At 49.6% G+C, this 23,012-nt stretch carries 27 protein-coding genes, 1 tRNA gene and 1 riboswitch; of the genes, 13 read left to right on the top strand and 15 right to left on the bottom strand.

Annotated features, from left to right (window positions below):
- Positions 1 to 22: 22 nt before the first annotated feature.
- A complete protein-coding gene (hisC, locus tag ACJAYR_RS09530) occupies positions 23 to 1,117 on the top strand; it encodes a histidinol-phosphate transaminase (RefSeq protein ID WP_415236390.1) in 1,095 nt (364 codons plus the stop codon).
- Between the two features lies 1 nt (position 1,118).
- Positions 1,119 to 2,063: a prephenate/arogenate dehydrogenase family protein gene (locus tag ACJAYR_RS09525; protein ID WP_415236389.1), complete on the top strand. Its 945-nt coding sequence runs from the start codon at positions 1,119 to 1,121 to the stop codon at positions 2,061 to 2,063.
- On the opposite strand, the gene ACJAYR_RS09520 is transcribed toward ACJAYR_RS09525, so the two are convergent.
- Complete coding sequence (locus ACJAYR_RS09520; RefSeq protein WP_415236388.1) at positions 2,060 to 3,097, bottom strand: DUF2125 domain-containing protein; 1,038 nt, start codon at positions 3,095 to 3,097, stop codon at positions 2,060 to 2,062. The two genes, ACJAYR_RS09525 and ACJAYR_RS09520, sit on opposite strands and share 4 nt — an antisense overlap.
- A gap of 102 nt (positions 3,098 to 3,199) precedes the next feature.
- Here ACJAYR_RS09520 and ACJAYR_RS09515 point away from each other — a divergent pair, with 102 nt between their 5' ends.
- Together ACJAYR_RS09515 and ACJAYR_RS09510 are read left to right on the top strand one after the other, a co-directional pair.
- The gene (locus tag ACJAYR_RS09515) at positions 3,200 to 4,102 is read left to right on the top strand and encodes a DMT family transporter (protein WP_415236387.1); all 903 of its coding nucleotides are present in this window, start codon (positions 3,200 to 3,202) and stop codon (positions 4,100 to 4,102) included.
- Positions 4,102 to 4,695: a gamma-glutamylcyclotransferase gene (locus ACJAYR_RS09510; RefSeq protein WP_415236386.1), complete on the top strand. Its 594-nt coding sequence runs from the start codon at positions 4,102 to 4,104 to the stop codon at positions 4,693 to 4,695. Before ACJAYR_RS09515 ends, ACJAYR_RS09510 begins: the two co-directional genes overlap by 1 nt.
- Before the next feature lie 111 nt (positions 4,696 to 4,806).
- On the opposite strand, the gene ACJAYR_RS09505 is transcribed toward ACJAYR_RS09510, so the two are convergent.
- From ACJAYR_RS09505 to ftsE, 8 genes are all read right to left on the bottom strand, one after another.
- On the bottom strand, positions 4,807 to 5,031 hold the full coding sequence (locus ACJAYR_RS09505; RefSeq protein WP_415236385.1) for a DUF1127 domain-containing protein: 225 nt from the start codon (positions 5,029 to 5,031) through the stop codon (positions 4,807 to 4,809).
- Between the two features lie 129 nt (positions 5,032 to 5,160).
- The gene (gene bluB, locus ACJAYR_RS09500) at positions 5,161 to 5,856 is read right to left on the bottom strand and encodes a 5,6-dimethylbenzimidazole synthase (protein WP_415236384.1); all 696 of its coding nucleotides are present in this window, start codon (positions 5,854 to 5,856) and stop codon (positions 5,161 to 5,163) included.
- Between the two features lie 48 nt (positions 5,857 to 5,904).
- Positions 5,905 to 6,083: riboswitch (cobalamin riboswitch) on the bottom strand.
- 51 nt (positions 6,084 to 6,134) lie between these two features.
- On the bottom strand, positions 6,135 to 8,456 hold the full coding sequence (locus ACJAYR_RS09495) for an adenosylcobalamin-dependent ribonucleoside-diphosphate reductase (protein ID WP_415236383.1): 2,322 nt from the start codon (positions 8,454 to 8,456) through the stop codon (positions 6,135 to 6,137).
- 104 nt (positions 8,457 to 8,560) lie between these two features.
- On the bottom strand, positions 8,561 to 9,232 hold the full coding sequence (locus ACJAYR_RS09490) for a lysophospholipid acyltransferase family protein (protein WP_415236382.1): 672 nt from the start codon (positions 9,230 to 9,232) through the stop codon (positions 8,561 to 8,563).
- A gap of 53 nt (positions 9,233 to 9,285) precedes the next feature.
- Entirely contained in the window at positions 9,286 to 9,894 is a 609-nt protein-coding gene (locus ACJAYR_RS09485) for a YdcF family protein (protein ID WP_415236381.1), read from the bottom strand.
- A complete protein-coding gene (locus ACJAYR_RS09480) occupies positions 9,891 to 10,442 on the bottom strand; it encodes a D-glycero-alpha-D-manno-heptose-1,7-bisphosphate 7-phosphatase (RefSeq protein WP_415236380.1) in 552 nt (183 codons plus the stop codon). Before ACJAYR_RS09480 ends, ACJAYR_RS09485 begins: the two co-directional genes overlap by 4 nt.
- A 1-nt stretch (position 10,443) precedes the next feature.
- Positions 10,444 to 11,331, bottom strand: coding sequence for a cell division protein FtsX (locus ACJAYR_RS09475; protein ID WP_415236379.1), 888 nt, complete (start codon positions 11,329 to 11,331; stop codon positions 10,444 to 10,446).
- The gene (gene ftsE, locus ACJAYR_RS09470) at positions 11,328 to 12,026 is read right to left on the bottom strand and encodes a cell division ATP-binding protein FtsE (RefSeq protein WP_169543456.1); all 699 of its coding nucleotides are present in this window, start codon (positions 12,024 to 12,026) and stop codon (positions 11,328 to 11,330) included. Before ftsE ends, ACJAYR_RS09475 begins: the two co-directional genes overlap by 4 nt.
- A gap of 125 nt (positions 12,027 to 12,151) precedes the next feature.
- Here ftsE and ACJAYR_RS09465 point away from each other — a divergent pair, with 125 nt between their 5' ends.
- The 6 genes from ACJAYR_RS09465 (at position 12,152) to ACJAYR_RS09440 (ending at position 16,402) form a co-directional block, all read left to right on the top strand.
- Complete coding sequence (locus tag ACJAYR_RS09465) at positions 12,152 to 12,874, top strand: DUF3426 domain-containing protein (protein ID WP_415236378.1); 723 nt, start codon at positions 12,152 to 12,154, stop codon at positions 12,872 to 12,874.
- A 46-nt stretch (positions 12,875 to 12,920) separates the two neighbouring features.
- Positions 12,921 to 13,457: a hypoxanthine phosphoribosyltransferase gene (gene hpt / locus ACJAYR_RS09460; RefSeq protein ID WP_415236377.1), complete on the top strand. Its 537-nt coding sequence runs from the start codon at positions 12,921 to 12,923 to the stop codon at positions 13,455 to 13,457.
- 15 nt (positions 13,458 to 13,472) lie between these two features.
- Positions 13,473 to 13,895, top strand: coding sequence for a response regulator (locus ACJAYR_RS09455; RefSeq protein WP_415236376.1), 423 nt, complete (start codon positions 13,473 to 13,475; stop codon positions 13,893 to 13,895).
- Positions 13,896 to 14,024: 129 nt separating this feature from the next.
- Positions 14,025 to 15,194 carry a thiolase domain-containing protein gene (locus ACJAYR_RS09450; RefSeq protein ID WP_415236375.1) on the top strand — a complete coding sequence of 390 codons (1,170 nt, stop codon included), beginning with the start codon at positions 14,025 to 14,027 and terminating at the stop codon, positions 15,192 to 15,194.
- 5 nt (positions 15,195 to 15,199) lie between these two features.
- Positions 15,200 to 15,598: a Zn-ribbon domain-containing OB-fold protein gene (locus tag ACJAYR_RS09445; RefSeq protein ID WP_415236374.1), complete on the top strand. Its 399-nt coding sequence runs from the start codon at positions 15,200 to 15,202 to the stop codon at positions 15,596 to 15,598.
- 30 nt (positions 15,599 to 15,628) lie between these two features.
- Positions 15,629 to 16,402, top strand: coding sequence for an SDR family NAD(P)-dependent oxidoreductase (locus ACJAYR_RS09440; protein WP_415236373.1), 774 nt, complete (start codon positions 15,629 to 15,631; stop codon positions 16,400 to 16,402).
- A gap of 140 nt (positions 16,403 to 16,542) precedes the next feature.
- Here ACJAYR_RS09440 and ACJAYR_RS09435 read toward each other — a convergent pair.
- Both ACJAYR_RS09435 and ACJAYR_RS09430 read right to left on the bottom strand, forming a co-directional pair.
- Positions 16,543 to 16,628, bottom strand: a tRNA-Leu gene (locus tag ACJAYR_RS09435).
- Between the two features lie 90 nt (positions 16,629 to 16,718).
- The gene (locus tag ACJAYR_RS09430) at positions 16,719 to 17,429 is read right to left on the bottom strand and encodes a response regulator (RefSeq protein WP_415236372.1); all 711 of its coding nucleotides are present in this window, start codon (positions 17,427 to 17,429) and stop codon (positions 16,719 to 16,721) included.
- Positions 17,430 to 17,776: 347 nt separating this feature from the next.
- Here ACJAYR_RS09430 and ACJAYR_RS09425 point away from each other — a divergent pair, with 347 nt between their 5' ends.
- From ACJAYR_RS09425 to ACJAYR_RS09415, 3 genes are read left to right on the top strand one after another with little or no spacing between them, the layout of a single operon-like run.
- Entirely contained in the window at positions 17,777 to 18,358 is a 582-nt protein-coding gene (locus tag ACJAYR_RS09425; protein ID WP_415236371.1) for a YqaA family protein, read from the top strand.
- Between the two features lie 21 nt (positions 18,359 to 18,379).
- The gene (locus ACJAYR_RS09420) at positions 18,380 to 18,865 is read left to right on the top strand and encodes a disulfide bond formation protein B (RefSeq protein ID WP_415236370.1); all 486 of its coding nucleotides are present in this window, start codon (positions 18,380 to 18,382) and stop codon (positions 18,863 to 18,865) included.
- 45 nt (positions 18,866 to 18,910) lie between these two features.
- Positions 18,911 to 19,489, top strand: coding sequence for a demethoxyubiquinone hydroxylase family protein (locus ACJAYR_RS09415; protein ID WP_415236369.1), 579 nt, complete (start codon positions 18,911 to 18,913; stop codon positions 19,487 to 19,489).
- A 20-nt stretch (positions 19,490 to 19,509) separates the two neighbouring features.
- Here the strand turns inward: ACJAYR_RS09415 and ACJAYR_RS09410 are convergent, their stop codons facing one another.
- The 4 genes from ACJAYR_RS09410 to ACJAYR_RS09395 all read right to left on the bottom strand — a co-directional run bounded on the left by ACJAYR_RS09410 (position 19,510) and on the right by ACJAYR_RS09395 (position 22,934).
- Positions 19,510 to 20,238, bottom strand: a complete 729-nt coding sequence (locus tag ACJAYR_RS09410) for a hypothetical protein (RefSeq protein WP_169543446.1) — start codon at positions 20,236 to 20,238, stop codon at positions 19,510 to 19,512.
- Between the two features lie 97 nt (positions 20,239 to 20,335).
- Positions 20,336 to 20,887, bottom strand: coding sequence for an HNH endonuclease (locus ACJAYR_RS09405; protein WP_415236368.1), 552 nt, complete (start codon positions 20,885 to 20,887; stop codon positions 20,336 to 20,338).
- 132 nt (positions 20,888 to 21,019) lie between these two features.
- Positions 21,020 to 21,664 carry a DNA-3-methyladenine glycosylase family protein gene (locus tag ACJAYR_RS09400; protein WP_415236367.1) on the bottom strand — a complete coding sequence of 215 codons (645 nt, stop codon included), beginning with the start codon at positions 21,662 to 21,664 and terminating at the stop codon, positions 21,020 to 21,022.
- Positions 21,654 to 22,934: a S41 family peptidase gene (locus tag ACJAYR_RS09395; RefSeq protein ID WP_415236366.1), complete on the bottom strand. Its 1,281-nt coding sequence runs from the start codon at positions 22,932 to 22,934 to the stop codon at positions 21,654 to 21,656. Before ACJAYR_RS09395 ends, ACJAYR_RS09400 begins: the two co-directional genes overlap by 11 nt.
- Positions 22,935 to 23,012: the final 78 nt, after the last annotated feature.

Genomic DNA, 23,012 nt, shown 5'->3' with positions numbered 1-23,012 from the left:
CCTCTGATCTGAAAGAAAGTCGATGTCTGTCGCTACCCCTACTCCTAAATCCGGTATTTTGGATATAACTCCCTATGTTGGCGGAAAATCAGCCGGTACGGGGACAGGAAAAGTTGTAAAACTCTCTTCAAACGAAACACCTTTCGGGGCAAGCCCAAAGGCGAAAGACGTTTTGAAAGATCTGGCAGACAGCCTTCACCTTTATCCGGATGGCGGCTCTTCTGCTTTGCTGGCGGCAATTGGCGAGATTCATGGTCTGGACCCACAGTCCTTGATTTGCGGGAATGGCTCGGATGAGTTGTTGTCCCTTTTGACCAACGCCTATGCCGGACCAGGGGATGAGGTTCTGTTTTGCGAGCATGGATTTCTGGTCTATGAGCTTGCCGCCCTGGCCAATGGCGCAACCCCTGTAAAGGCGCCTGAGAAAAATCTGACAACAGATGTTGATGCGTTGCTCGCCGCCGTAACAGATAAAACGAAGATTGTGTTTTTGGCGAACCCCAATAATCCGACCGGCACCTATATCCCGTTTTCTGAGGTGGAACGCCTGCAGGCAGGCTTGCGATCTGATATTTTGCTGGTGCTGGATGCAGCCTATGCAGAATACGTGACCAAAAGCGATTATGAGGCTGGTATTTCATTGGTTGAACGGTCTGAAAATGTCGTGATGACACGGACATTTTCCAAGATTTATGGTCTTTCTGCCCTGCGGGTTGGATGGGCGTTTGGTCCACAGGCCGTGATCGATGTTCTGCACCGGATCCGGGGCCCTTTTAATGTAAACGCGATTGCACAGGCAGCGGCTGTGGAAGCCGTACGAGATCAGGAGTTCGTTCAAAAAGCGCGGGAACATAATGATAAATGGTTGCCGATCTTAACCCAAAGCCTGCGCGGGCTGGGGCTTGATGTCACGGATAGTGTTGGTAATTTTGTTCTGATGAATTTCAAGGATACGGGCAAATCAGCCGCCGATGCCGAGGCATTTTTAAGTGCGCGTGGACTTGTTTTGCGCAGTGTCGCTTCTTACGGTTTGCCAGACAGTTTACGGATGTCGATCGGCCTGGATGAGGATAACCGGGCCGTTATAGAGGCCCTTCGCGAATTTCTGGAACAGTAAAATGTCAAAAGAGACCACCGTTCAATTTAAGAAGATGGCGCTGATCGGTATCGGTTTGATCGGATCGTCTATTGCCCGCGCCGCGCGTCAGAAAAATCTGGTCAGTGAAATCGTATGTTCAGCAAGAACACACGACACCCGAAGGGTCGCGCTTGAACTGGGCATTGTTGATCATGCTTATGAACGCGCAGCGGACGCTGTGGCTGGCGCAGACCTGATCATTTTATGTACCCCTGTAGGTACCTATGGGGCGCTTGCCAAAGAAATACAGCCGCATCTGGAACAGGGGGCACTGGTAACGGATGTGGGGTCGGTCAAACAAATGGTTGTCGAAGCCATTGAGCCGTTTATTCCGGAGGGTGTTGATTTCGTGGCGGGGCATCCGATTGCTGGTACTGAGAAGTCCGGACCAGCTGCAGGATTTGCTGAATTGTTCGAGAAACGCTGGTGTATTCTAACGCCGTCAAAAAAATCGACGGAGGCGGGCATCGAAAAGCTTTCCGATTTCTGGCGCGGGATGGGCAGTAGCGTTGAGAATATGGATGCTAAACATCACGATCTTGTTCTTGCGATTACCTCGCATATTCCGCATTTGGTAGCCTATAATATTGTTGGAACTGCTGATGATTTGCAGGAAGTCACCCAGTCAGAGGTGATTAAATATTCTGCTGGTGGTTTCCGGGACTTTACCCGTTTGGCGGCTTCTGATCCGACAATGTGGCGGGATGTTTTTCTGAATAACAAAGACGCCGTTCTGGAGATGCTGGGACGGTTTTCAGAAGACCTGACAGCTTTGCAGCGGGCAATCCGCTGGGGCGACGGGGATGCTTTGTTTCAGATGTTTTCCCGCACCCGGGCTATTCGTCGCCAGATTATTGATGCCGGTCAGGAAACTGCAGAAGCAGATTTCGGTCGGACCGCCCATGTCGAGGATCAATCCGATTAAAAGAGGGGATCAATTTTGCCAAGGAAAATTGGGCCAAGATAGATCCCTCCGGTTTGAAATGTCAGCGGTATCTTAAGGACACGGACACCTTCTTCATTTTCGCGGGCTAGCAAATTCACGGCAAACTCGACGGTTTGAATGTTCTTTCTGTTAAGGCGGCCAGCATCAACGAACGCTTCAATCAGATCATTGAACCCCTTAATATTGGCCGAAAAGGCACCAATTGGGCGGTTGGCCTCGTCTAGAGCCAAAGTCCCGTTGGTCACGATCTCGGTATCCCCTTTAAAGAATAGCAGCTCCTGAATATCGATAGAGCCCCCATTTTCCCGCCAGGCCGTAATGGCGCCCGCGTTCCGAAAATCCTGCCACTCGCCTTCGAGAATGGCAGAGATAGCCAGCTTTTCAATCGTTTCGCCTAAGAAATGATTTTTGTCATCAATCAACTTGACCTGATCCGCTCGCAGGACAATTTGACGGCCAGAGACGGATGTTTCTTTATGATCCTTGTCTGAATATGTGGTTGGCTGTTCACGCTCGTGAATTTGAAGCCGGTTCGCTGTTATCGGTGCGCGCCAGTCAGGCTCAAGTCGAAGATTGGTGGCATCAAGCGCGAGTTTCTCTAATTGTCCGGTTAGGGTCAGGGTTGCGCTACCCAGAAGCGAGTCTGAATTTAGGGTTGTGGACCGGCTTACACCCTTGTCCTGCCAGTTTGCCTTGAGCGTGTTGTTGGCGCCAAAGATCACATGGGTCACATTCCAGGGTTCCATTACAACCCATAAATCCTTCCCTTCAACTCGAGCCTGTCGATCCGGGTTGGGTTCTCTTATTGAGAAGTGGGGAAATGAAAGCCGTATTCTGTAAGGGAAGTCAGATATCTCTATAGGGCTGTTTTCAACGACATATCCCTGTTCGGTTTTGGCCTTTTTCCAGTTTTGATAGGCCTGTTCTGCGGTGTCGGCAACATTTTTCCACCACAGGGCATATCCCCCAATAAGAACAGCAAGTCCAATCAACGAGGATAGGATGATACGCATGAAATAGTTCCCAATTCTTCTAACGCTTGAGCTTTGTGCAGGCACTCTATAAGTTTACGAGCCTGTCTGTCACTGACTTTCCAATGAAAAGTTTAACCCATTATGCCGAACGCTCACCCTGCGAGTAAAAACACGATTTTGCTGACGATGATGCCCGCGGTCTTTGTCTTCTTGTGGAGCACGGGCTTTATCGGCGCAAAGCTTGGGTTGCCGTATATCGAACCTATGACTTTTCTCGCGGTGCGTTTTGGAATTTGTGTTTTATTGTTTTTACCTCTGGTAACGCTAACGCGGACGCGTTGGCCGGACCGCTGGCAGGATTGGGGGCATATCGGATTTGCCGGCCTGCTGATGCATGGGGGATATCTGGGGTTCGTCTTCTGGTCAATTGGATTGGGTGTTCCGGCTGGAACATCGGCCCTTATTGTCGGAATTCAGCCGCTTATCGTCGGGGCGATGGCCGGAATTTTACTGTCTGAAAAAGTGAGCCGCATCCAATGGGCAGGGCTATTGTTTGGTTTACTGGGCGTTTTTCTGGTTGTCGCGGAAAAACTGTCCTTGGGGGAGGGGTCTGTTTTTGCCATTGGTCTTAGTTTTTTGGCTTTGTTATCCATATCTTTTGGTACGCTATACCAGAAAAAATATTGTTCCGGTATGAGCCTGAAGAGCGGTAATTTTATCCAGTTCATTGTTGCAACGGCTTATTTTGTGGGCATGTCGTTTCTCATGGAAGACCGTATCATTGTCTGGAGCGGAGAACTGGTGTTCGCTTTGGCCTGGTTGGTCTTTGTTCTTTCTTTGGGGGCCGTCAGTCTGCTTTATATTCTCCTTAGAAATGGAGCGGCGGCCAATGTCTCAAGTCTTTTCTATCTTGTACCACCTTGTACGGCCGTCGTCGCGTTCCTATTATTTGACGAACGCCTAGCATTTGTTTCTCTTCTTGGAATGGGAATAACGATTGTTGGGGTGGCTCTTGTGAATATTAAACCCAGAACGGCTTCTTGATGCGTAAATATGACCTTGTAATAGAACCGGACCTGCCGCCGGTTGATCATCCGCTTCCTGACTTACCAGAGGGAGAGGATTTGTGGATATTTGGCTACGGCTCTTTGATGTGGCGGCCGGGATTTGATCATAAAGGGACAGCAGATGCACAGGTGTATGGGTATCATCGGTCTTTTTGCGTTTCTTCGGTTGTGCACCGTGGAACCCGAGAGAAGCCGGGTTTGGTTTTGGGGCTGGATTCGGGTGGTTCCTGCCGGGGAAAAGCAATTCTGTGCCCGTCCGATATCCGAGAGCCCGTGATTGATTATTTATACCGGCGGGAAATGGTCACGCGCGTATATGTCCCCAAGATGGTGCAGTTAAAACTACTGGATCGAGATGAAAGGGTGACAGCGCTGACCTTTGTTGCGGATCCAAAGCACGAGCAATATTGTGGGCGCCCGACGATTGAAGAAGCGGCGCGTATTATTGCGTCGGCGTCAGGCCGCGGTGGTCCCAACAAGGATTACTTGAAAAGCACAGTGGATCATCTGGACGAATTCGGTATTGCAGACGGCCCGCTGCATAAGATTTTGGCTTTGGTTGAAGGCTAGGCCGGCGTGTTTGCAGACAAAAAAACACCCTCAGCCAAAATGCGTGAGGGTGCTTTAAAACAAACAGGGTGGGGACAGACAAAAGGGGGGGAAGTCCGTCCCCAGTGTTCCCTATTTGAACAGTGATTTTGCGACTGGCTCGATATCCGCTTTATCCAGACCAATGTCCGCAAGACAGCGACTGTCCAGTGAATTCAACGCGTTTACTGTCTTTCTGTAACGACGTTGCTGTTGAAAGGTATCAACCAGCTTTTCAGCGTGAATGACAACAAAAAGGACAGCCCGTTGAATTTCTTCAGCGGCGTTATAGGATGTATTAAATGGTAAGACAGTCATCGCTCAATCCTCACTAAATTCGATGACCGACATATAAGACAGTTCTTTCGAAATGAGATTCAGAATTATGGCACTTCACCTATGCAGTTTTTGCATATCTTAGAGCTTTCTGATTTAAGGATTAATTATTTATTTTGGTGTATCCGGCGAATTTTCCTGCCAGCTCTCTTCAAAGATCAGATCGTCCAACAACAACCGTTTTCGCCAGCCTTTTGCTTCCAGCTCTGGCTGGGTATAAAGCTCGTCGACATATCCAAGGCATAGATATCCAACGATTTCAATGTCTTCGGGGATATCCAGAAGTGATTTGAGGTCTGAATCATGAAAAATACTGACCCAGCCAACGCCAATACCTTCAGCCCGCGCCGCCAGCCATAGATTTTGTATCGCGCAAACGGTGCTGTAAACATCCATATTCTGGTTATGGGTACGGCCCAAAATCACCTTTCCGCCGCGGCTTCGATCACAGGTGATACAGATGTTGATCGGCGCTTTGCGAATGCCTTCCAGCTTCAGGGATTGATATTTTGATTTTTTCTCGCCGGTGAACATTAAGGCGGCTTCATCATTTGCCTTTGAAAAGGCCTGCCAGATCCGATTCCGATTCTGTTGGTCACGGATTATAATAAAGTTCCACGGCTGCATGAAACCAACTGAGGGTGCGTGATGAGCGGCCAGTAAAATCCGTTGTAAAACGTCGTCTGGTATTTCTTTGGGTAAAAATTGATCCCGGACATCCCGTCGCGTGAAGATAGCTTTATAAACCGCATCCCGTTCGTCCGTGGAAAAAGGGTCTGCGCCCGTCAGCATGATGTGTTCTTTCATTGTTCGATCCCCAACAATTTGCAAAGACACCCGTTCTGCTGTCCACGCAGTAGGGCTATGGTGTCTGGCCGGTCTTCTGACTAAGGGTCGTTTGGTTGATGGGCCTTCCCGGATTGCTCCAGTGGTATTTCCCTAACCATCACCATCACAGCGTTGGGCACGTTCCGGAGTATCACCGGATTCCCGATTCTCCCGACAAAGCGGGCACCAGACGCCTTAATATGCGCACGGTTATTTTCTGAAAACAAGGACAAAGGGCGGTCTCCTTTGTCGGGCCGCTAGCTACATTTGGAAAATCCGCAGGACGCACAGGTATCACAGCCCTCACTCTTGATTAGGGATGCTTCACCGCATTCGGGGCATTGCCGCTGTAAACCGGTTCGATCCTGCATTTGGGGGCTACCGACGCTTTGTCGTTTTGAGTTTGTTTCCGGATCCCGTTTGGCTGGATCTGGTAAGAAACCAATTTGAACAAGATGGGTTTCAACCACATCTCCAATGGCAGCCAGTAGAGAGGGCACATAGCGCCCTTGCATCCAGGCACCGCCGCGGGGGTCGAAAACAGCCTTTAATTCCTCAACCACGAAACTGACATCACCGCCGCGCCGGAAAACGGCTGAGATCATTCGCGTCAGAGCGACTGTCCAGGCGAAATGCTCGACATTTTTGGAATTGATAAAAATTTCAAAGGGGCGCCGCCGACCATCCTGAATAACATCGTTCAGGGTGATATACATTGCATGATTGCTTTCCGGCCACTTCAATTTATAAGTCTGGCCGGGCAGGGTGCCGGGGCGGTCAAGTGGCCGGGTCATGTAAACAATACCGCCGGCTTCAAAACTGTCTTTCGGCCGGGGGGTTGGTTCTTCCAGCGGTAGTGAGGATTGTGACAGATTTTCCTCAGGCTTACTGGTTTCCAGAACGGCGCCAGTGATGTCATTGGGCCTATAGGTTGTGCAGCCTTTGCAGCCGGTTTCATAGGCTTTCAAGTAGATATCCTTGAAATGCTCAAAGCTGATATCTTCCGGGCAATTAATGGTTTTAGAGATGGAACTATCAACAAACTCCTGAACGGCCGCCTGCATTTTGACATGATCCATCGGCTTTAGAATCTGCGCGTCCACAAAATAATCCGGAAGCGGTACATTTTCGCCCTTCAACCGTCGGAATAACCTGAGCGCAAAATCCGTCACTTCTTCTGCCTTGCGGGTGCCATCCGGCATCAGGACATTCCGGGTATATGAAAAACTGAAGACAGGTTCCAGCCCACTGGAAATATTATTAGCCAGCAAGGAAATGGTGCCTGTGGGAGCGATGGAAGTCAGAAGCGCGTTTCGAATACCATGCTTTTTAAGGGCGTCCTGAATGTCTGCGTCAAGTTCCTGTACGGTTTCCCCGGCCAGATACTGTTCTTTATCAAAAAGCGGAAACGCGCCTTTTTCTTTGGCCAGATCGATTGAGGCAAGGTAGGCAGACCGCCGAATGGCCGCCATCCATTGGCGGGTTATTGAAACGGCCTCATCAGAGCCGTAGCGGATCCCGCACATGATCAAGGCATCAGCCAACCCGGTTATACCCAGACCGATCCGGCGTTTTGCATTGGCTTCCTGTGCCTGCTGTTCCAAGGGAAAGCCGGACACGTCAATCACATTATCCATCATACGAATTGCTGTGCGAACAAGGCCGTCCAACTGCTCCAGATCGAGATGGGCGCTTGTTTCAAATGGTTTTTTGACAAGTTTTGTCAGATTGACAGAGCCAAGTAAGCAGGCACCATAGGGTGGCAAAGGCTGTTCGCCGCATGGGTTGGTTCCCGAAATGGTTTCCGCATAATGCAGGTTGTTACGCCGATTGATCCGATCGATAAAGATGACCCCCGGTTCAGCAAAGGCATAGGTGGAGCGCATGATTTCGTCCCACAGGGTCCGCGCGCTGACCGTTTTATATAAAGTCCCTTCAAACACAAGATCCCAGGAATCGTTTTTCTTTACTGCCTCCATAAAGGCGTCGGTCACCAGAACCGATAAATTAAACATGCGAAGGCGGCCCGGTTCGCGTTTGGCAGTAATGAAATCCTGAATGTCCGGATGATCGCAGCGCATGGTCGCCATCATTGCACCCCGGCGGGATCCAGCACTCATTATGGTGCGGCACATGCTATCCCAAACATCCATGAAACTTAAGGGGCCGGATGCATCGGACCCCATTCCGTGAACAGGGGCACCTTTGGGCCGCAATGTCGAGAAATTATAACCGATTCCCCCGCCCTGTTGCATGGTAAGGGCGGCTTCCTTCAGATTGTCAAAGATTGAGGACATATCATCTGGAATATCGCCCATCACAAAACAGTTGAACAGGGTTACTTTTCGCTTGGTGCCAGCCCCCGCAATAATTCGGCCGGCGGGCAGAAATTTGTAGTCCTCAAGCGCTTCGTAAAAAGCTTTTTCCCATTTTTTAGGGCTTTTTTCAGGGGCTGCAAGTGCCTTTGCGATGCGTTTCCAAGTGTCTTCAATGGATCGTTCAACCTGCTTGTTATCGGCAGATTTAAAGCGATATTTCATATCCCAGATTTGCTGTGAGATCGGGGCGACTGAAGACATGGGAACTCCTGGCTAACCAAAACTCTAATTTACGACAGTATATAGTAAACACCCCGATAAATGAAATGATCGATCTATATATTAAACCGTTTTGATTGGTTGCCTTAGGAGAGATGGGCTTTGCGGCCTTCTTCAACCAGCTCTTTTGTTTTTGGCTCGATTGTATCTTTCAGCTGCGCCATAAAGTCTTTGCGTTTCAAACCAGCGGGAATCGGAGGAAGGAATTCAATTATGATGGTACCGGGTTTACAGACGAACTGTTTCCGCGGCCAGAAAACACCCGTATTCAGGGCCATCGGTGTGACGGGGGTATCCAGTTTGGAATAAAGGGCCGCAATACCCGGCTGATATGGAAGATCACTGTCCAGCGCGCTGCGCGTACCTTCTGGGAAAATGACAATGGGCCTGTCATTTGACAACGCATCCTGCGCCTGTTTGATCATCGCTTTCAAAGCGGCAGCATGGCCGTTTCTGTCGACAGCGATCATTTCGGTCTTTTTACAATACCATCCGTAAATCGGGATGCTCAACAGTTCTTTTTTCAAGACCATGGCCGGATCTTTCAGCAACGCGTGAAAAACCATGGTTTCAAAAGCGGACTGATGTTTTGCCGCGATGAGGCCCGCTCCTTTTGGAATATACTCCTGTCCGCGAATCTCGACTTTAAGGCCACAGATCGTGCGCATCAGGAACATAATCCCACGAGTCCAGATTGATTGGCCCAGCACAATCCATTTTTTGTCAAATGCCAGGGCAGGCAGAAACAGAAGGTTCATGAAAATGGACCAAAGCCAAAAACACGGAAAAAAGAGAGTTGATCTTAAAAAAGTCACGTATTGGGTCCACTCATAGCAATCATTTCAATTCTGGCTCGAACCAGACTGATGACATATTTGTTAAACTCAGCAACCAGTACATACAGTAACTTGGGGCTGCGCCACCAGCGTTTTAGTGCATCGGTATCATCAGCAGGGGCATAGGCGATCAGGTTTTTGTCCGGAAGTTGCCGACGCAACTCAACAAGGGACCTGGGCATATGATAGGCGCTGGTCACAACCAGAATGTCGTTAAAACCATGCTCCTCGGCCCAGAGCGATGCTTCATAGGCGTTTCCTACCGTATCTTTTGCAATTCGCCCAAGATCAACACAGCAATCCATAAGAACGGTGCTTTCTCCCATTGCTTTGCCAAGTTGTGTTTTTGTAACGCTGGTATGAACGCCTGAGACCAGCAAGCGTTTGCCGGCCCCTGTCTTTAGTAGTTCGAACCCCAGTTTCAGACGCCCCGGGGTTCCGGTCAGGATCACAATACCGTCTGCACTGGCGCTATTGGAATATATCCCGCTTGTAATTTCCCGGACATAAAACAGAAAAGCACCAGCCCATAGCGCGATCAGGATCAAAAGAAGCTGTATGAAGATGCGGGATCTGGGTTTCATGGCTCAAAACGTCCGTCCAGAATGAAACGGGTCGCCTCAGATAAATCTTTCGCAACGGTGATGGGAAGCATTTCGGGATCAAATCCATCTTTCTGGGTTTTAAGTCCCTTGCCCGATTGCACCAGAATGCGATGGCACCCCGCTTTGTGAGCTGCCTGCAAATCCCGCAGGCTGTCCCCGATCATGACCGCTTGTTCCGGGGCTGTTCGAAATTGTCTAAGGGCACTCCTGATCATGCCGGCACCGGGTTTTCTGTTTTCAGTCGCTTCCCACGGGGCATCCGGAGCAAAGAAAATCTGATCAATTTTCCCGTTTTGGCGGCGTAATTCCGTGCGCAGCTTATTGTGAATGCTGGTCAGGGTCTCTTCCGTGATAAGCCCCCGGCCAATACAGGATTGGTTTGTAACGATCACAACATAATGTCTGGCTGCATTAAGTGCGGCAATGGCTTTAAGGGCGTTGGGAATAAAAACCAGTTCGTCCGGTGATTTGACAAAATCAGTCCGGTCTTCATTTATGACGCCATCTCTATCCAGTAAAACCAGCACGCTACATCATCCGTTTAAGTGAGCCCAATACGATCCAGCGCACTGTATATCTCGTCAGAAGTGCTACCAGAACGGGAAGCATAGACAAAGCAATCCATCCTTCCAATATCATTGTTGGCGCGGTGATCAAACTGGCATCCAGACGGCCGGCGAGAAAGGAAAATATCTGCATGACCAGAAGCGCAAGAAAGAGGCCGGGCAGGGCACCCAGAAAACTGAGCCGGGTAAAATAATTCTGAAACTGGCGGGCGATATATTTATCCTGAGCACCGATCAGATGAAGAACTTCAATGATGTCCTGATGCATCACCATACCTGTTCGCGCGGCAAAAATAACGATAATGACCGTGACAATACTGATTAGCAGCATGATGGCACCGGCAAGGATCTGCACCGAGCGGGCCAGCAGGATCATCTTGTTCAACCAAGGCCGGTGCGTATTTAAAACAGCGCCCGGAACGGCATCCGACAATTTCTTGGCAGCAGCCAGTAAATCGACAGAACTTCCTTCTGCAATGGTAACTTCAATCAGCCGGGGAAGGGGCAGGTTCTTAATCACGTCGGCCCGTCCAAGATACGGTTCCAGCAGTTTGGCTGTATCTGACTTGTCTAACGGTCGCACCTTTTCAAGGCCCGGGAAGGTTTGTAGAAAATCGGTTGCGATCCGGACTTTCTTATCCAGATTGGTGCCTTCTTCATAAGCAATTTCGACCGTGAGGTTGCCACTCACCGCGTTCGACCAGTCCTGAACAGCAGAATGGATGGAAAAAAGCCCGGCCAGAGCAAGGCTTGCCAGAAAAATCATGGAGGAAATGACGACAGGCAGATACTTGCTGGAAACGTCCTTTTCCAGCTGCAATTCTGCGGATTTACCAAATACACTTATCACAAGGTACTCCGATGATATTGTTCCAGATACTCGTCTGACCGGCTGAAATGAAGGGTGCTGTCTTTCAGATACATCACAGGATTGGAAAAACGTCGGATCAGTCCTATGTCATGGGTTGCAATAACAACGGTCGTGCCGATCTTGTTCAATTCCTGAAAAAGATGCATGAGTCGAAGACCCATTTCGGGATCCATGCTGCCGGTTGGCTCGTCAGCAATAAGAAGCTGAGGTCGGTTGATTACGGCCCGGGCAATCGCGACCCGTTGTTTTTCACCGCCAGATAACGTGGGGGGCTTGGCATCGATCTGGGCGCCAAGACCCACCCAGTCCAAAAGTTCAGCAACATCTTTATAAATCTGGTCTTCGTCGGCACCTGCGATTCGCAAGGGAAGCGCCACATTGTCCAAAGTCGACAGATGATCGAGTAATCTGAAGTCCTGAAACACCACGCCGATCTTGCGTCGAAACGAAGGCAGATCCTTTCGGCTTAAACTGCTGACTTCCTGTCCAAACAATGTCAGCAACCCGCGGCTTGGTCGATGGGAAAGAGCAAGAAGTTTGAGCAAAGAGCTTTTGCCAGCACCGGTGGGGCCGGTCAGAAAATGAAACGAGCCAGGTCCCAGATGAAGATTAATATCCCTAAGAACCTCCGGCCCCATGCCGTATCTCATGCCGACATTTTCAAATCTGATCAATAAAGCCTCCCCAAAAACACAATTGAACAATAAACTAACGTAGATTTATCAGCCAGTCTTGTGCATGTTCAATCAAATGCCTATAAAAAAGTACGTTTAACCCGTGGACTGAATGTTTCCTGCTCATGATATTAACTTGTTCTTCCTGTTCAACGCGTTATTTGATCGACGCGGCTTCTGTCGGACCAGACGGCCGAACAGTCAAATGCGCCAAATGTGGTCATAAATGGCGGGAGTATCCTCCCGCTGATGTCCCGAAAGTGCTAACAGAAGAGAGTGTCGAAAATACGGACACTGTTGAAGAAGGAGCCGCGCCCACTCCCGAGATGAGTATTCGCGAGATGTCGGCGTCGTCTTCCCGTCGCCGGACGACGGAGGCACCGCCCCGGAAAAAAAGAAACTGGATCGGCTGGCTTTTGTTCCTGGTGATTCTGGGCGGGATTGGCGCCGGGGCATTTTATGGCCGTGATTACGTTGTGAAGTTCCTGCCGGCGTCTGCAAAATTGTATCAGATGCTTAAAATTGATGTGCAAACCTCGAATAAGCTTGGTTTGGAAATTCGGGAAGTAACATCCAAGTCAATCCTTGAAAAAGGGGTTGTTCGCCTGACCGTTACGGGAAAGATTGTGAATGTTACCGGAACGGTGCGACCGCTTCCCCGAGTTGCCATTCAATTGCTCGACGCAAAAAAACAGCATGTTTACAGCTGGAGCAAAGAACTTGACGAAAAAGAAATTGCGCCCTGGGGAACAGTGGAATTCTCATCCAGTATGAACCAGCCCCCTGAAGAGGCCAAACGCGTTAAAGCGGATCTTGTGGTTCCAAAGAAACCAGAAGCTGCGCAATAAACTGAATTTATGAAGGCTAATCGCCGAACCTGAGTTGGAGAATAAAATGGCTTCTGAGCCAAATATTGAAACCCTGTTTTCAAGTGCACAGATCGCAAAACGAAATGAAGAACTGGCTGAACAGATTGCGTCTGATCTGGGTCAGGACATTCTGGTTATTGCGGTTCTGAAGGGAAGCTTTGTTTTTGCAGCGGATCTGATCCGGTCCCTGCATCATGCAGGTGTCCGCCCCCAAATCGATTTTATGGCCCTGTCGTCCTATGGTGATAAAACAATCAGTAGCGGTACAGTTGTCATCACACGCGATATTATGGACACGGTCAAAGGACGGAAAGTTCTGTTGATTGATGATATTCTGGAATCCGGTCGGACTATGGAATTTGCACGGGACGAACTGATGTCTCGTGGTGCGGAAACTGTAAAAACCTGCTTGATGCTGGATAAAAAAGGTAAACGGGTCGTCGATTTCGAAGCCGATTTTGTGGGTTTTGACTGTCCCGATCTTTTTGTTATTGGCTACGGTCTGGATTACGCGCATTATTACCGGGAATTGCCGTATATTGGCCATATCCTGGATAAATGAAGGTTTAAGCATTCGATGGCACGGATACTTGTTGCAGATGACGAAGCCTCATTGCGGGAATTTGTCGAACGTGCATTGACCCATCACGGGCACCAGGTGGTGTCCGTGCGGGATGGGGCAGAGGCGCTTCATGCGTTGCAGGAAGAAGAGCCGTTTGATTTATTGCTGACCGATATCGTGATGCCGATTATGGATGGGATTGCACTATCCCTGAAGGTGGCAAAAGAACAGCCTGATCTTAAGATCCTTCTTATGACCGGCTATGCGGCGGAGCGTCAGCGGGCCTATAATCTTGAAGATCTGATTTATGATGTGGTCCCGAAACCGTTTACGCTGGATGAGATTTGCAAAAAAGTAGAAGAAGCGTTGCAAGGATCAGAACAGGCGTCCTCTCCGGTTTCCACAAAAGATCTGGGGCTTCCAGACCATAAAGGTTAAGGGCTGACCGGTTCGAATAACCGAATAAACTATTGATAAATGACAGTGGTTTTGATACCGCTAATGCATGAAAACGCGATTCCCTAGCGTCAATAAACAACAATAAATGAGAGAAAGGGATGATGTGCCATGTCTTTAAATGGTCAGGCCTATATTGCGGGTGCTTTCGAGCATCCGACACGAAAGGCCGTCGATAAATCACTTGCCCAACTACATGCTGAATGCGCCCAAGGGGCTCTTGCGGATGCGGGTCTTACAAAAGACGATGTAGACGGATATTTCTGCGCAGGTGACGCCCCCGGCCTCGGGCCCCTGTCGCTTGCCGACTATATGGGCCTGAAGCTGCGTCATATGGATAGTACCGAAACCGGTGGGTCTTCGTATCTTATTCACGTCTCCCATGCGGCGGAAGCCATTGCCCTTGGAAAATGCAAGGTCGCCCTGATAACGCTGGCCGGGCGACCCCGGGCGGAAGGGATGGCGACGGGGACGGCTCCGCGCAATTACGGAATGTCTGCGCCTGATGTCGCTTTTGAATTTCCGTTTTCTCCAACGATTTCAAATATGTATGGCATGTGTGCCAAGCGGCATATGCATGAGTTTGGAACGACAAGCGAGCAACTTGCCTGGATTAAAGTGGCCGCGTCGCATCATGCGCAGCACAATCCAAATGCCATGTTGCAAAAGGTGGTGACCGTTGAAGAGGTGGTCAATTCACCAATGATTTCCGATCCTTTGCACCGTCTGGATTGCTGTGTGATCAGTGACGGCGGTGGCGCTTTGGTTGTTGTCGCGCCAGAAATTGCCAAATCCCTGAACCGGCCATTGGTTAAATTGAAAGGGGCGGGCGAAGCGCCGAAACATCAGAACGGCGGCCGTATTGATTTAACCTATTCCGGAGCCGCCTGGTCGGGCGCTGCGGCGTTTGAAGAAGCGGGTGTTACCCCTGCAGATATAAAATATGCCTCCATCTATGACAGTTTTACGATCACTGTTCTGATGCAGCTGGAAGACTTGGGTTTCTGTGCAAAGGGAGAGGGCGGAAAGTTCGTTGCTGATGGCAATTTGATTTCTGGCGTTGGAAAATTACCGTTTAACACGGATGGCGGTGGACTTTGCAACAACCACCCGGCCAATCGCGGCGGAATGACAAAGGTCGTTGAGGCGGTTCGCCAGCTTCGCGGAGAAGCGCATCCTGCCGTTCAGGTGCCCAATTGTGATCTGGCCGTTGCTCAGGGAACTGGCGGGTCGCTGGGAACAAGACACGGCAGCGCAACCCTAATTCTGGAGCGGGAGTAAGCATCATGGTAGACCAAAAAAGAACAATTGCTGCGCCGCATGTTGATCCTGAAACTGACGCATATTGGCAAGCCGCACGAGAGGGCGTTTTATTGATCCGGTATTGTAATGGATGTCAGTCTGCGCACCATTATCCACGGACAATTTGCCCGCATTGCGGCAGCGATGATACGGAATATCGTCCCAGCAAAGGGACCGGGGTTATCTATTCCTATAGTGTGATGAGACGGGTTCCCGTGCCGTATGCTATCGCGTATGTGACGCTTGATGAAGCGGATATTTCAATGATGACCAATCTGGTTGATTGTGATCTGGATGGACTGGAAATCGGCCAGCCGGTTAAGCTTGTCTTTTCTGAAACAGAAGGGGACGGGCCGCCTGTGCCGACATTCACACCCCTTTGAATGTGACGATAATAAAAAAAGGAAAATGTCATGAAAAATCCAATGAGCATGCAGGGCCAGACCGTTCTTGTTACCGGCGCTGGACAGGGGGTCGGGGCTGCGGTCTCAGAACTAATTGTTGAACTTGGCGGTAACGTTGTTTTACTGGACGTTAAAGAAGACGAACTCCGCGCGCTTGCCGACAGACTTGGTTCGGAAAAAGCGACGGCCTATGTCGGCAGTGTCACGGACCCCGCCTTTGTCGAGGCGACCGTTCGGCAGGCTGCCGAAAAATATGGCGCCATTACCGGCTTGGTCAACAATGCTGGTATTATTCGAACGGCGATGATTGAGAAGATGTCCAAGGAATATTGGGATCAGGTTATCGACGTTAATTTGACGGGTGTTTATTTGTGCCTGCAAACAGTGGGCCGTCATATGTTGGAGCGGATCAAGGACGGTGATACAGCCCCTGCCGCAATTGTGAATGTATCGTCTGTTGCAGGGCGCCGCGGGGCCGTTGGCCAGATCAACTATGCTGCAGCCAAATCGGGTGTTCTGGGAATGACCATGGCGGCCGCAAAAGAATGGGGGCGGCACGGCATTCGGGTTAACAGCGCCTGTTTTGGCGTTGTTTCAACTGAAATGACAGAGGTTGTCCGGTCCGAAAAATTTCGCGATGCCTATATGAAACAAATTGTTCTTCAGCGCTTTTCAGATCCTGAAGAGGTCGCGAAGTCCGTTGTATTCATGCTAAGCGATGCGGCAAGCTATATTACTGGCCAGCATATTTCGATTGATGGCGGCTTGCATATCGGCTTTTGAATTGAGTGTGGGGCGCGTCAGTCCCACATTATTTGATCAGGGCAGATATCCCTTATAGCGTCGTGCAAAAGCATATTGATGCGCCGTGCGCATTTGCATTTTTACACATATTGGTCTTTGGAAATGATCCACGAAGTGGATGGTGCCCCTGGCCTGACTCGAACAGGCACGCCCTAAGGACAACAGATTTTGAATCTGTCGCGTCTACCAATTCCGCCACAGGGGCTGTGTGGAAGTAGCAGCACTATAGCGATGAAAACTCGCGGGTCAATAGAGCAAATGCGTGAAATTTATTTTCTATGCATTTCGCGGAAAATCACGCCAATGTTGTCAAAATAGTATAGCCGGAACCACGAACCGATTTGATCATCTGAGGTTGGTTTTCGTCGGCCTCCAGTTTCAGTCGAAGACGGCGGACCAGCGCATCAATGTTACGGCTGTTTTCTTTCAGTTCTTTGTTGAAAATTTTCAAGCTGAGCTTTTCTCGGTCGACCGGTTGGCCCGGATTTTCCAAAAGGACCCGAAGAAGCTGAAATTCGGCCATTGTCAAAGGGATGTCATCCCCTTCAGGAGAGGCCAGCTTATGGTGCGGAAGATCAAGGCACCATCCGGAAAAGACAATCTGAGATTTGACACTTCCGGCAGCAGCAACCTCAGCCTGTCTGTTGCTGCGCCGCATGACACTTTTTATGCGGGCTAGAAGCTCTCGCCTGTTATAGGGTTTGGCCACATAATCGTCGGCACCCATTTCCAGGCCGATGATCAAGTCAACGCTTTCCCCTTTGCCCGTCAGGATAATGACACCCACGTCCGAACGCTCTTTGAGATAACGAGTAAGGCTCAGGCCATCTTCACCCGGTAACATCAGATCCAGAATAACCAGATCAAAATCATCAGAGGCGAAGACCTGCCGCATTTCTTCGGCGTCGCCTGCCTCGGCAACTTCGTAGTTTTCTTTTTCCAGCGTGGTTCGTAATACCTGTCGTAGTTCAGGCTCGTCATCTACGACCAGAATTTTCTGTTTCATAGTTGCCGGTGTTTCCCTAATTATTTAAACAACTGACGAGTTATCCAATCACATATGCCATGATGTAATAAAAAAGTTACAAGATCAACAAATTAGATTGCTTTACTATATTGGGCATCTTTCATAGCGTTTTAAGTAACAAGAAAAAATACAAAAATTCCAGTATTTTTGTTGCCTCTCTCACCTAACTGGAAAAATCATTAAGATCCTGTTAAGTGCGAGGTGGCGCACGCCAAAAAAAGGAGGCGGGCTGATAAAAAACCGGAATATCGTAAAATAGAGTGAAATCTGTCAGGCATCTTCTACAATGCCTAGACCATACCGCCAAAGAGAGTGATCCGTTTTTAATGCTTAGAAGATTATACGACTTTACGATGTCGCTGGCGGCCAGACCGCGGGCGAAAACGTTTATTGGTGGCGTTGCCTTCATTGAAAGCTCTCTTTTTCCGATTCCCCCTGACGTTATGCTGATCCCGATGGTTCTGGCGAACCGGGCGCAGGCTTGGCGGATTGCAATGATTTGCACAGTCTGTTCTGTTCTGGGCGGCCTTCTGGGCTATCTGATCGGCTACTATTTTTTCGAACTGGTCGGAGAGGCGATCATCGGGTTTTACGGGTATGAAGAAAAATTTGCGGGCTTTCGTGATGGATATACGGAATGGGGGGGATGGATTGTTGCTTTTTTCGGCCTGACACCGTTTCCCTACAAAGTGATTACGATTGCCAGCGGGGCTGTCCAGCTTAATTTGGCAGTGTTTATCGCGGCATCGGTTCTCTCAAGAAGTGCACGGTTTTTTCTGGTTGCAGGGCTGCTGCGATATTTTGGTGAACCTATCCAAATGTTCATTGAGAAATATCTGGGCCTTTTGACCATTCTTTTTTTCGTCCTGTTGTTTGGATCCTTTGTCGTCCTTAAATATGTTGTGTGAAATCTGGGTGAGGAAAACACATTGATCGGTCTTTATCTAAAGTCTTTGCATATTGCTTTGCTTGCGAGCGTGGGGGCGTTGGCAACGGCCTTTGTCGCACAGTTTGGGTTTGGCCTTCACCCTTGTGTCCTGTGCCTGTATCAACGCTGGCCCTATGCCGCCGTGATTGTTGTGTCTGGCGCCGGTTTGATGTTGAGCCGTAAGTTCGGCTTTCGGGCTGTGTTCGACGGGTTGGCGGCCCTTGGATTTTTTGCAACGTCGGCAATCGGTGCGTTTCATGTGGGCGTTGAACAAGGCTGGTGGGAAGGCTTTGATGGGTGTGCTGCAGATACATCAGTGACTTCCAGCATGGCGGAGTTACGGGCGCAAATCATGTCGGCACCGGTCGTCAAATGCGATGAAATCGCCTGGGAGCTTTTCGGCGTGTCAATGGCAGGCTATAATGCTCTTTTTGCGGCTCTTTTAATGATTTTTATGATCAAGGCCTTATTCAATAATCGTGCGTGATGAAGATGGCTTCCGTATTCTCTTTTTATGAGTGAGGGATTTAGTATGACAACATCCTCCAGTAAAGCAGGTTCTTCCAAGACGGCTGCGGGTCGTCAACCAGGAGATCTGCGTGCCGAAGAATTGATAGAGCGGATTATCCGGGTTGATCATGCAGGAGAGTTTGGCGCCGTTCGAATTTATGAAGGGCAATATGCGGTTCTGAAAAATTCAGAAGAAGCCGAAACCATTCAACATATGAAAGAACAGGAAGAGGTTCACAGGGAGAAATTTGAACAACTTCTTGCAGATCGGCGGGTTCGCCCAACCGTGCTGACCCCTTTTTGGAATGTGGCAGGCTTCGCCCTTGGTGCAGGAACTGCCTTGCTTGGAAAAGAAGCGGCAATGGCGTGTACTGAGGCGGTCGAAGAGGTGATTGACGAACATTATCAACACCAACTTGAGCAATTGGGGGACGACGAAGCCGAACTGAAGGAAACGATCAAAAAGTTTCGCGATGAAGAAATTGAGCACCGGGACATCGCCCGGGAAAAAGGGGCCCATGAGGCCCCTGGTTATGAACTGCTGACGACGGCGGTGAAAACAGGCTCAAAACTCGCGATTTGGCTGTCTTCACGGGTATAAGATTTCGTCGTATCCAAGCCCTATGGAAAATCGCAGCGCGTCGCCGAAATACTGGCGAAACTCTGTTTGCCGCTTAGAATGCTAAAGCGATATTCCTTACCGCCAAACACAACACTTTTGTGAATAGGCAGGACGCCTTCGACCTTTTCGGATTTTCCGCCAATCTTCGTGAACGTAATGCTAACCGGTTTGGCAGGATCGTACCATGCCTCTGGCTTACCTTCCGCATTAAGAGTGGAAATGCCGTTGCCAGTGACCGTAATGGAGCCGTCTGCAAGGCTGATCGAATTGCCGATTTGTGTATAGATGGGCGTATTGACAATAAATCGTTTGGTTTCTGGCGTTGGATCGCAGTTTTGTTGATTTTGGGCTAGACCGATCAATGTGATCAGGCGTTCCGGATCCAGTCCTTCATCCACCCGCTGTTTGACAAGTTCCAGAATTTCGAGGGTCGCTCCTGTTGGAATTTCCTGTTCGAATTTATGGCGCCAGCCCCGGGCTTCTGCAAGTGCCGAGTTCTGTTTTTCCAGCGCGTCTCTTGTCTGGTCAGTCAGGCGCTGATTTTTCAGCGATAAAACCTTAACCTGGTCTTCTACATTTGCAACACGCCGATCTGCCTGCGCCTGGCCTTCAAAATAGCCATACGCCCCTGCAGCACTCAGCAGTGCAAGATAAAATACTGTTTTGAGAAAACGATTGCGACGCTCGCGCGCTCTCTTTTTCTCGGAAAGGCCTAATCCGTAACTCATAGTCCATCACATCTGGTGAAAAAAAACGGGAACATCAACTCCTGTTATTTAACCATCTGAACGGCCAATAGCAAGAGAGGAGAATTGGGCGTTTCTTCTATTCTTCCAGTTCAGCATCCCAATACAGAAAATCCCGCCAGCTTTCGTGTAAGTAATTGGGCGGAAAACCACGTCCTTTTTCATTCAGAAGTTGCATTGTCGGGATGTAGGGTTTTACTTCGGGGAACATATGAGCTTCTCTGGTGAGGCGCCCTCCTTTGCGCATGTTGCAAGGCGCACATGCCGTTGTAATATTTTCCCAACTTGTCTGACCGCCAAGCCGGCGCGGTAGAACATGATCAAACGTCAAATCGTCAAGAGAGCCACAATATTGGCAGCGAAAGCCATCTCTGAGAAAAAGATTAAATCGGGTAAAGGCGGGGCGTTTATCCTGCTGAATGTACCGTTTTAGGCAAATAACGCTTGGCAGGCGCATTTCGAAGCTGGGTGAATGAACCACCCGGTCATATTCTGAAACGATGTCTACTCGATTTAAAAAAACGGATTTGAGTGCATCTTGCCATGACCACAAAGAAAGAGGAAAGTAACTCAGTGGTCTGTAGTCGGCATTTAAAACGAGTGCCGGAAATTTTTCTGCACTTGCGAGCATTTCAGAAGGCCTTCATTGCGATGGTCTCTAGAAGTAAGTGTGGCGCGTTTTGTGTGAAAAATCAAATACTAATACAGCATTTTGTGTTAAATATTTGTGACCCTACTGTATGTCGATGCCCTCAACAAAGCGTCAGGGTTTCTTTTTGACCACATCTGCATAATATCGCCATAAAATGCGGGCTGCGAGCGTGCGGTATGGGCGCAAGGGGGCCGCTAACTCATCCATTTCTTTGACAGAAGGTCTTTCCGGCAGGGTTTTGAGATGATGCATGGCAATTTTGAGGGCCACATCCCCTGCGGGCCAGATGTCCTGCCTCTGGAGGCAGGCAATCAAATATACTTCCGCTGTCCAGCGACCAATCCCATTGACCTGCATGAGCATCTCCATCGCTTTTGCGTCACTCAGGGTATGGAGTTTTTCTAAAATGAGCTGCCCGCCTACAATCTCTTCAGCAAGGGCACGGGTATAGACTGCTTTTTGTTTACTTAGCCCCAGCGCGCGAAGGGCGGTTTCGTCAAAGGTCAGTGCAACGGCAGGAGTGAAAGGGTCAATGGCGGCTTTCAGGCGTTTCCAAATCGCGGCGGCACTGGCCAGTGAGACTTGCTGTTCGACAATAATCCGAACCAGCGTTTCGAAGCCAGCCGGCTTAGTGCGGGGTGGAATGGGGGTAATCTGCTGAAGGGCCAAGGCAAAATCAGGGTCTTGCCGCGCGATATGATCCAAACCACTGATTAGATGGTGTTCTTCAGGAAAAAGAAGGAGGTTATTGGGCATTCATTGCGGCGGCTGTTTGGACGGAGACCGCGCAGGCCAACGCTTTCCCGGCCCGGGCAATTGGTGCCAGGGTGCTTTCGCCTTTGACAACGTCGTCCGGGATATCGGGATTAAGGCCTGTTCCGTTGAAAGAGATGCCGCCCCCTGCGGTAAAACGGCCTGTTGTCAGTCTCAGACCGCCGCCATTGTCCAGATCATACAATGTTTGCATGGTGCCTTTGCCATAACTTGTCTGACCAAAGATTTTCGCGCGATCCTGACTTTGTAACGCGCCGGCGACAATCTCTGCAGCTGAGGCGGAGCCTTTATTCAGCATGACCAAAATCGGACGGCCATTTATCCTGTCACCGGCATGCGCATTTTCTGTTGAAAAACTCCGTCCCCGGTTGATGGCCGCAAAAATATTGCCTTCTTCAAGGAACTGGTCGGCAACATCAACGGCAGCGTTTACCAGCCCGCCTGGATTGTTGCGCATGTCCAGAATGACGCCGCAAAGTTTCGTGCCCAGCTTTTCGCTGAAATGGGTCAGGGCTTCATCGACTTTGTCCGCTGTTTTGCGGTTGAATGTGTGAATACGGATGTAGCCGACCGTCCCATCAACTTTATATTCGACGACTGTGATGTCGATTGGACGGCGCACCAATCCAAGTTTGATAGGGGTGTCTACACCCGGGCGTTCGATTGTGAGAACAGCATGGCTTCCCTCCGGCCCCCGCATTTTGGCGATGGCTTCCTGAAAGCTGTATTTCGATAAATCTTCACCATTGAGGTGAGTGATGACATCATCCGGTAAGATTCCCGCTTCTTTCGCTGAGGACCCCTCCAACGGTGTGATAACAGTGATCCGGTTGTCCCGCATTTCAATCCGAAATCCAAATCCGGTAAAATGCCCATCCAGATTCTCCTGATATCGCTTATAGGCCGCAGGGGTCATATATCCTGAATTTTTGTCGAGCGCAGCGGTCAATGCGGTCAAGGCGCGTTCTGTTGGTGATTCAATGGATGAATTCGTATCCTGAAGCCCGTTTATTGCTTCATCGATCAAAATATCTGTATCAACGGCATCCACATACTGAAGATTGATCCGCTGCAAAGCTGTCGAGATCGTGTCCCGCTCTTCGGGCCAGTTGTCTGATTTTCCGATAATTTGAAAATAAGCTTTTTCATAGCGATCGAGCGCGCTGATAATCGCCTTGTCTTCGGAAGACGGCAAGGCGCAGGCAGCGAGAAACAGAACTAAACTCAAAAAGGCGAGAGGTTTCTTCAGCATCAATCACAGTTTACATTATTAACAATTCGTTAAACTAAGCTAATCACTGCCAGGCCCAGTGGCAAGGAAAACAACCTG

This window comes from Sneathiella sp., assembly GCF_047631475.1.
Lineage (GTDB): Bacteria > Pseudomonadota > Alphaproteobacteria > Sneathiellales > Sneathiellaceae > Sneathiella.
The sequence above is the reverse complement of the archived record's forward strand: the minus strand, read 5'-3'. Positions and strand labels throughout refer to the sequence as shown.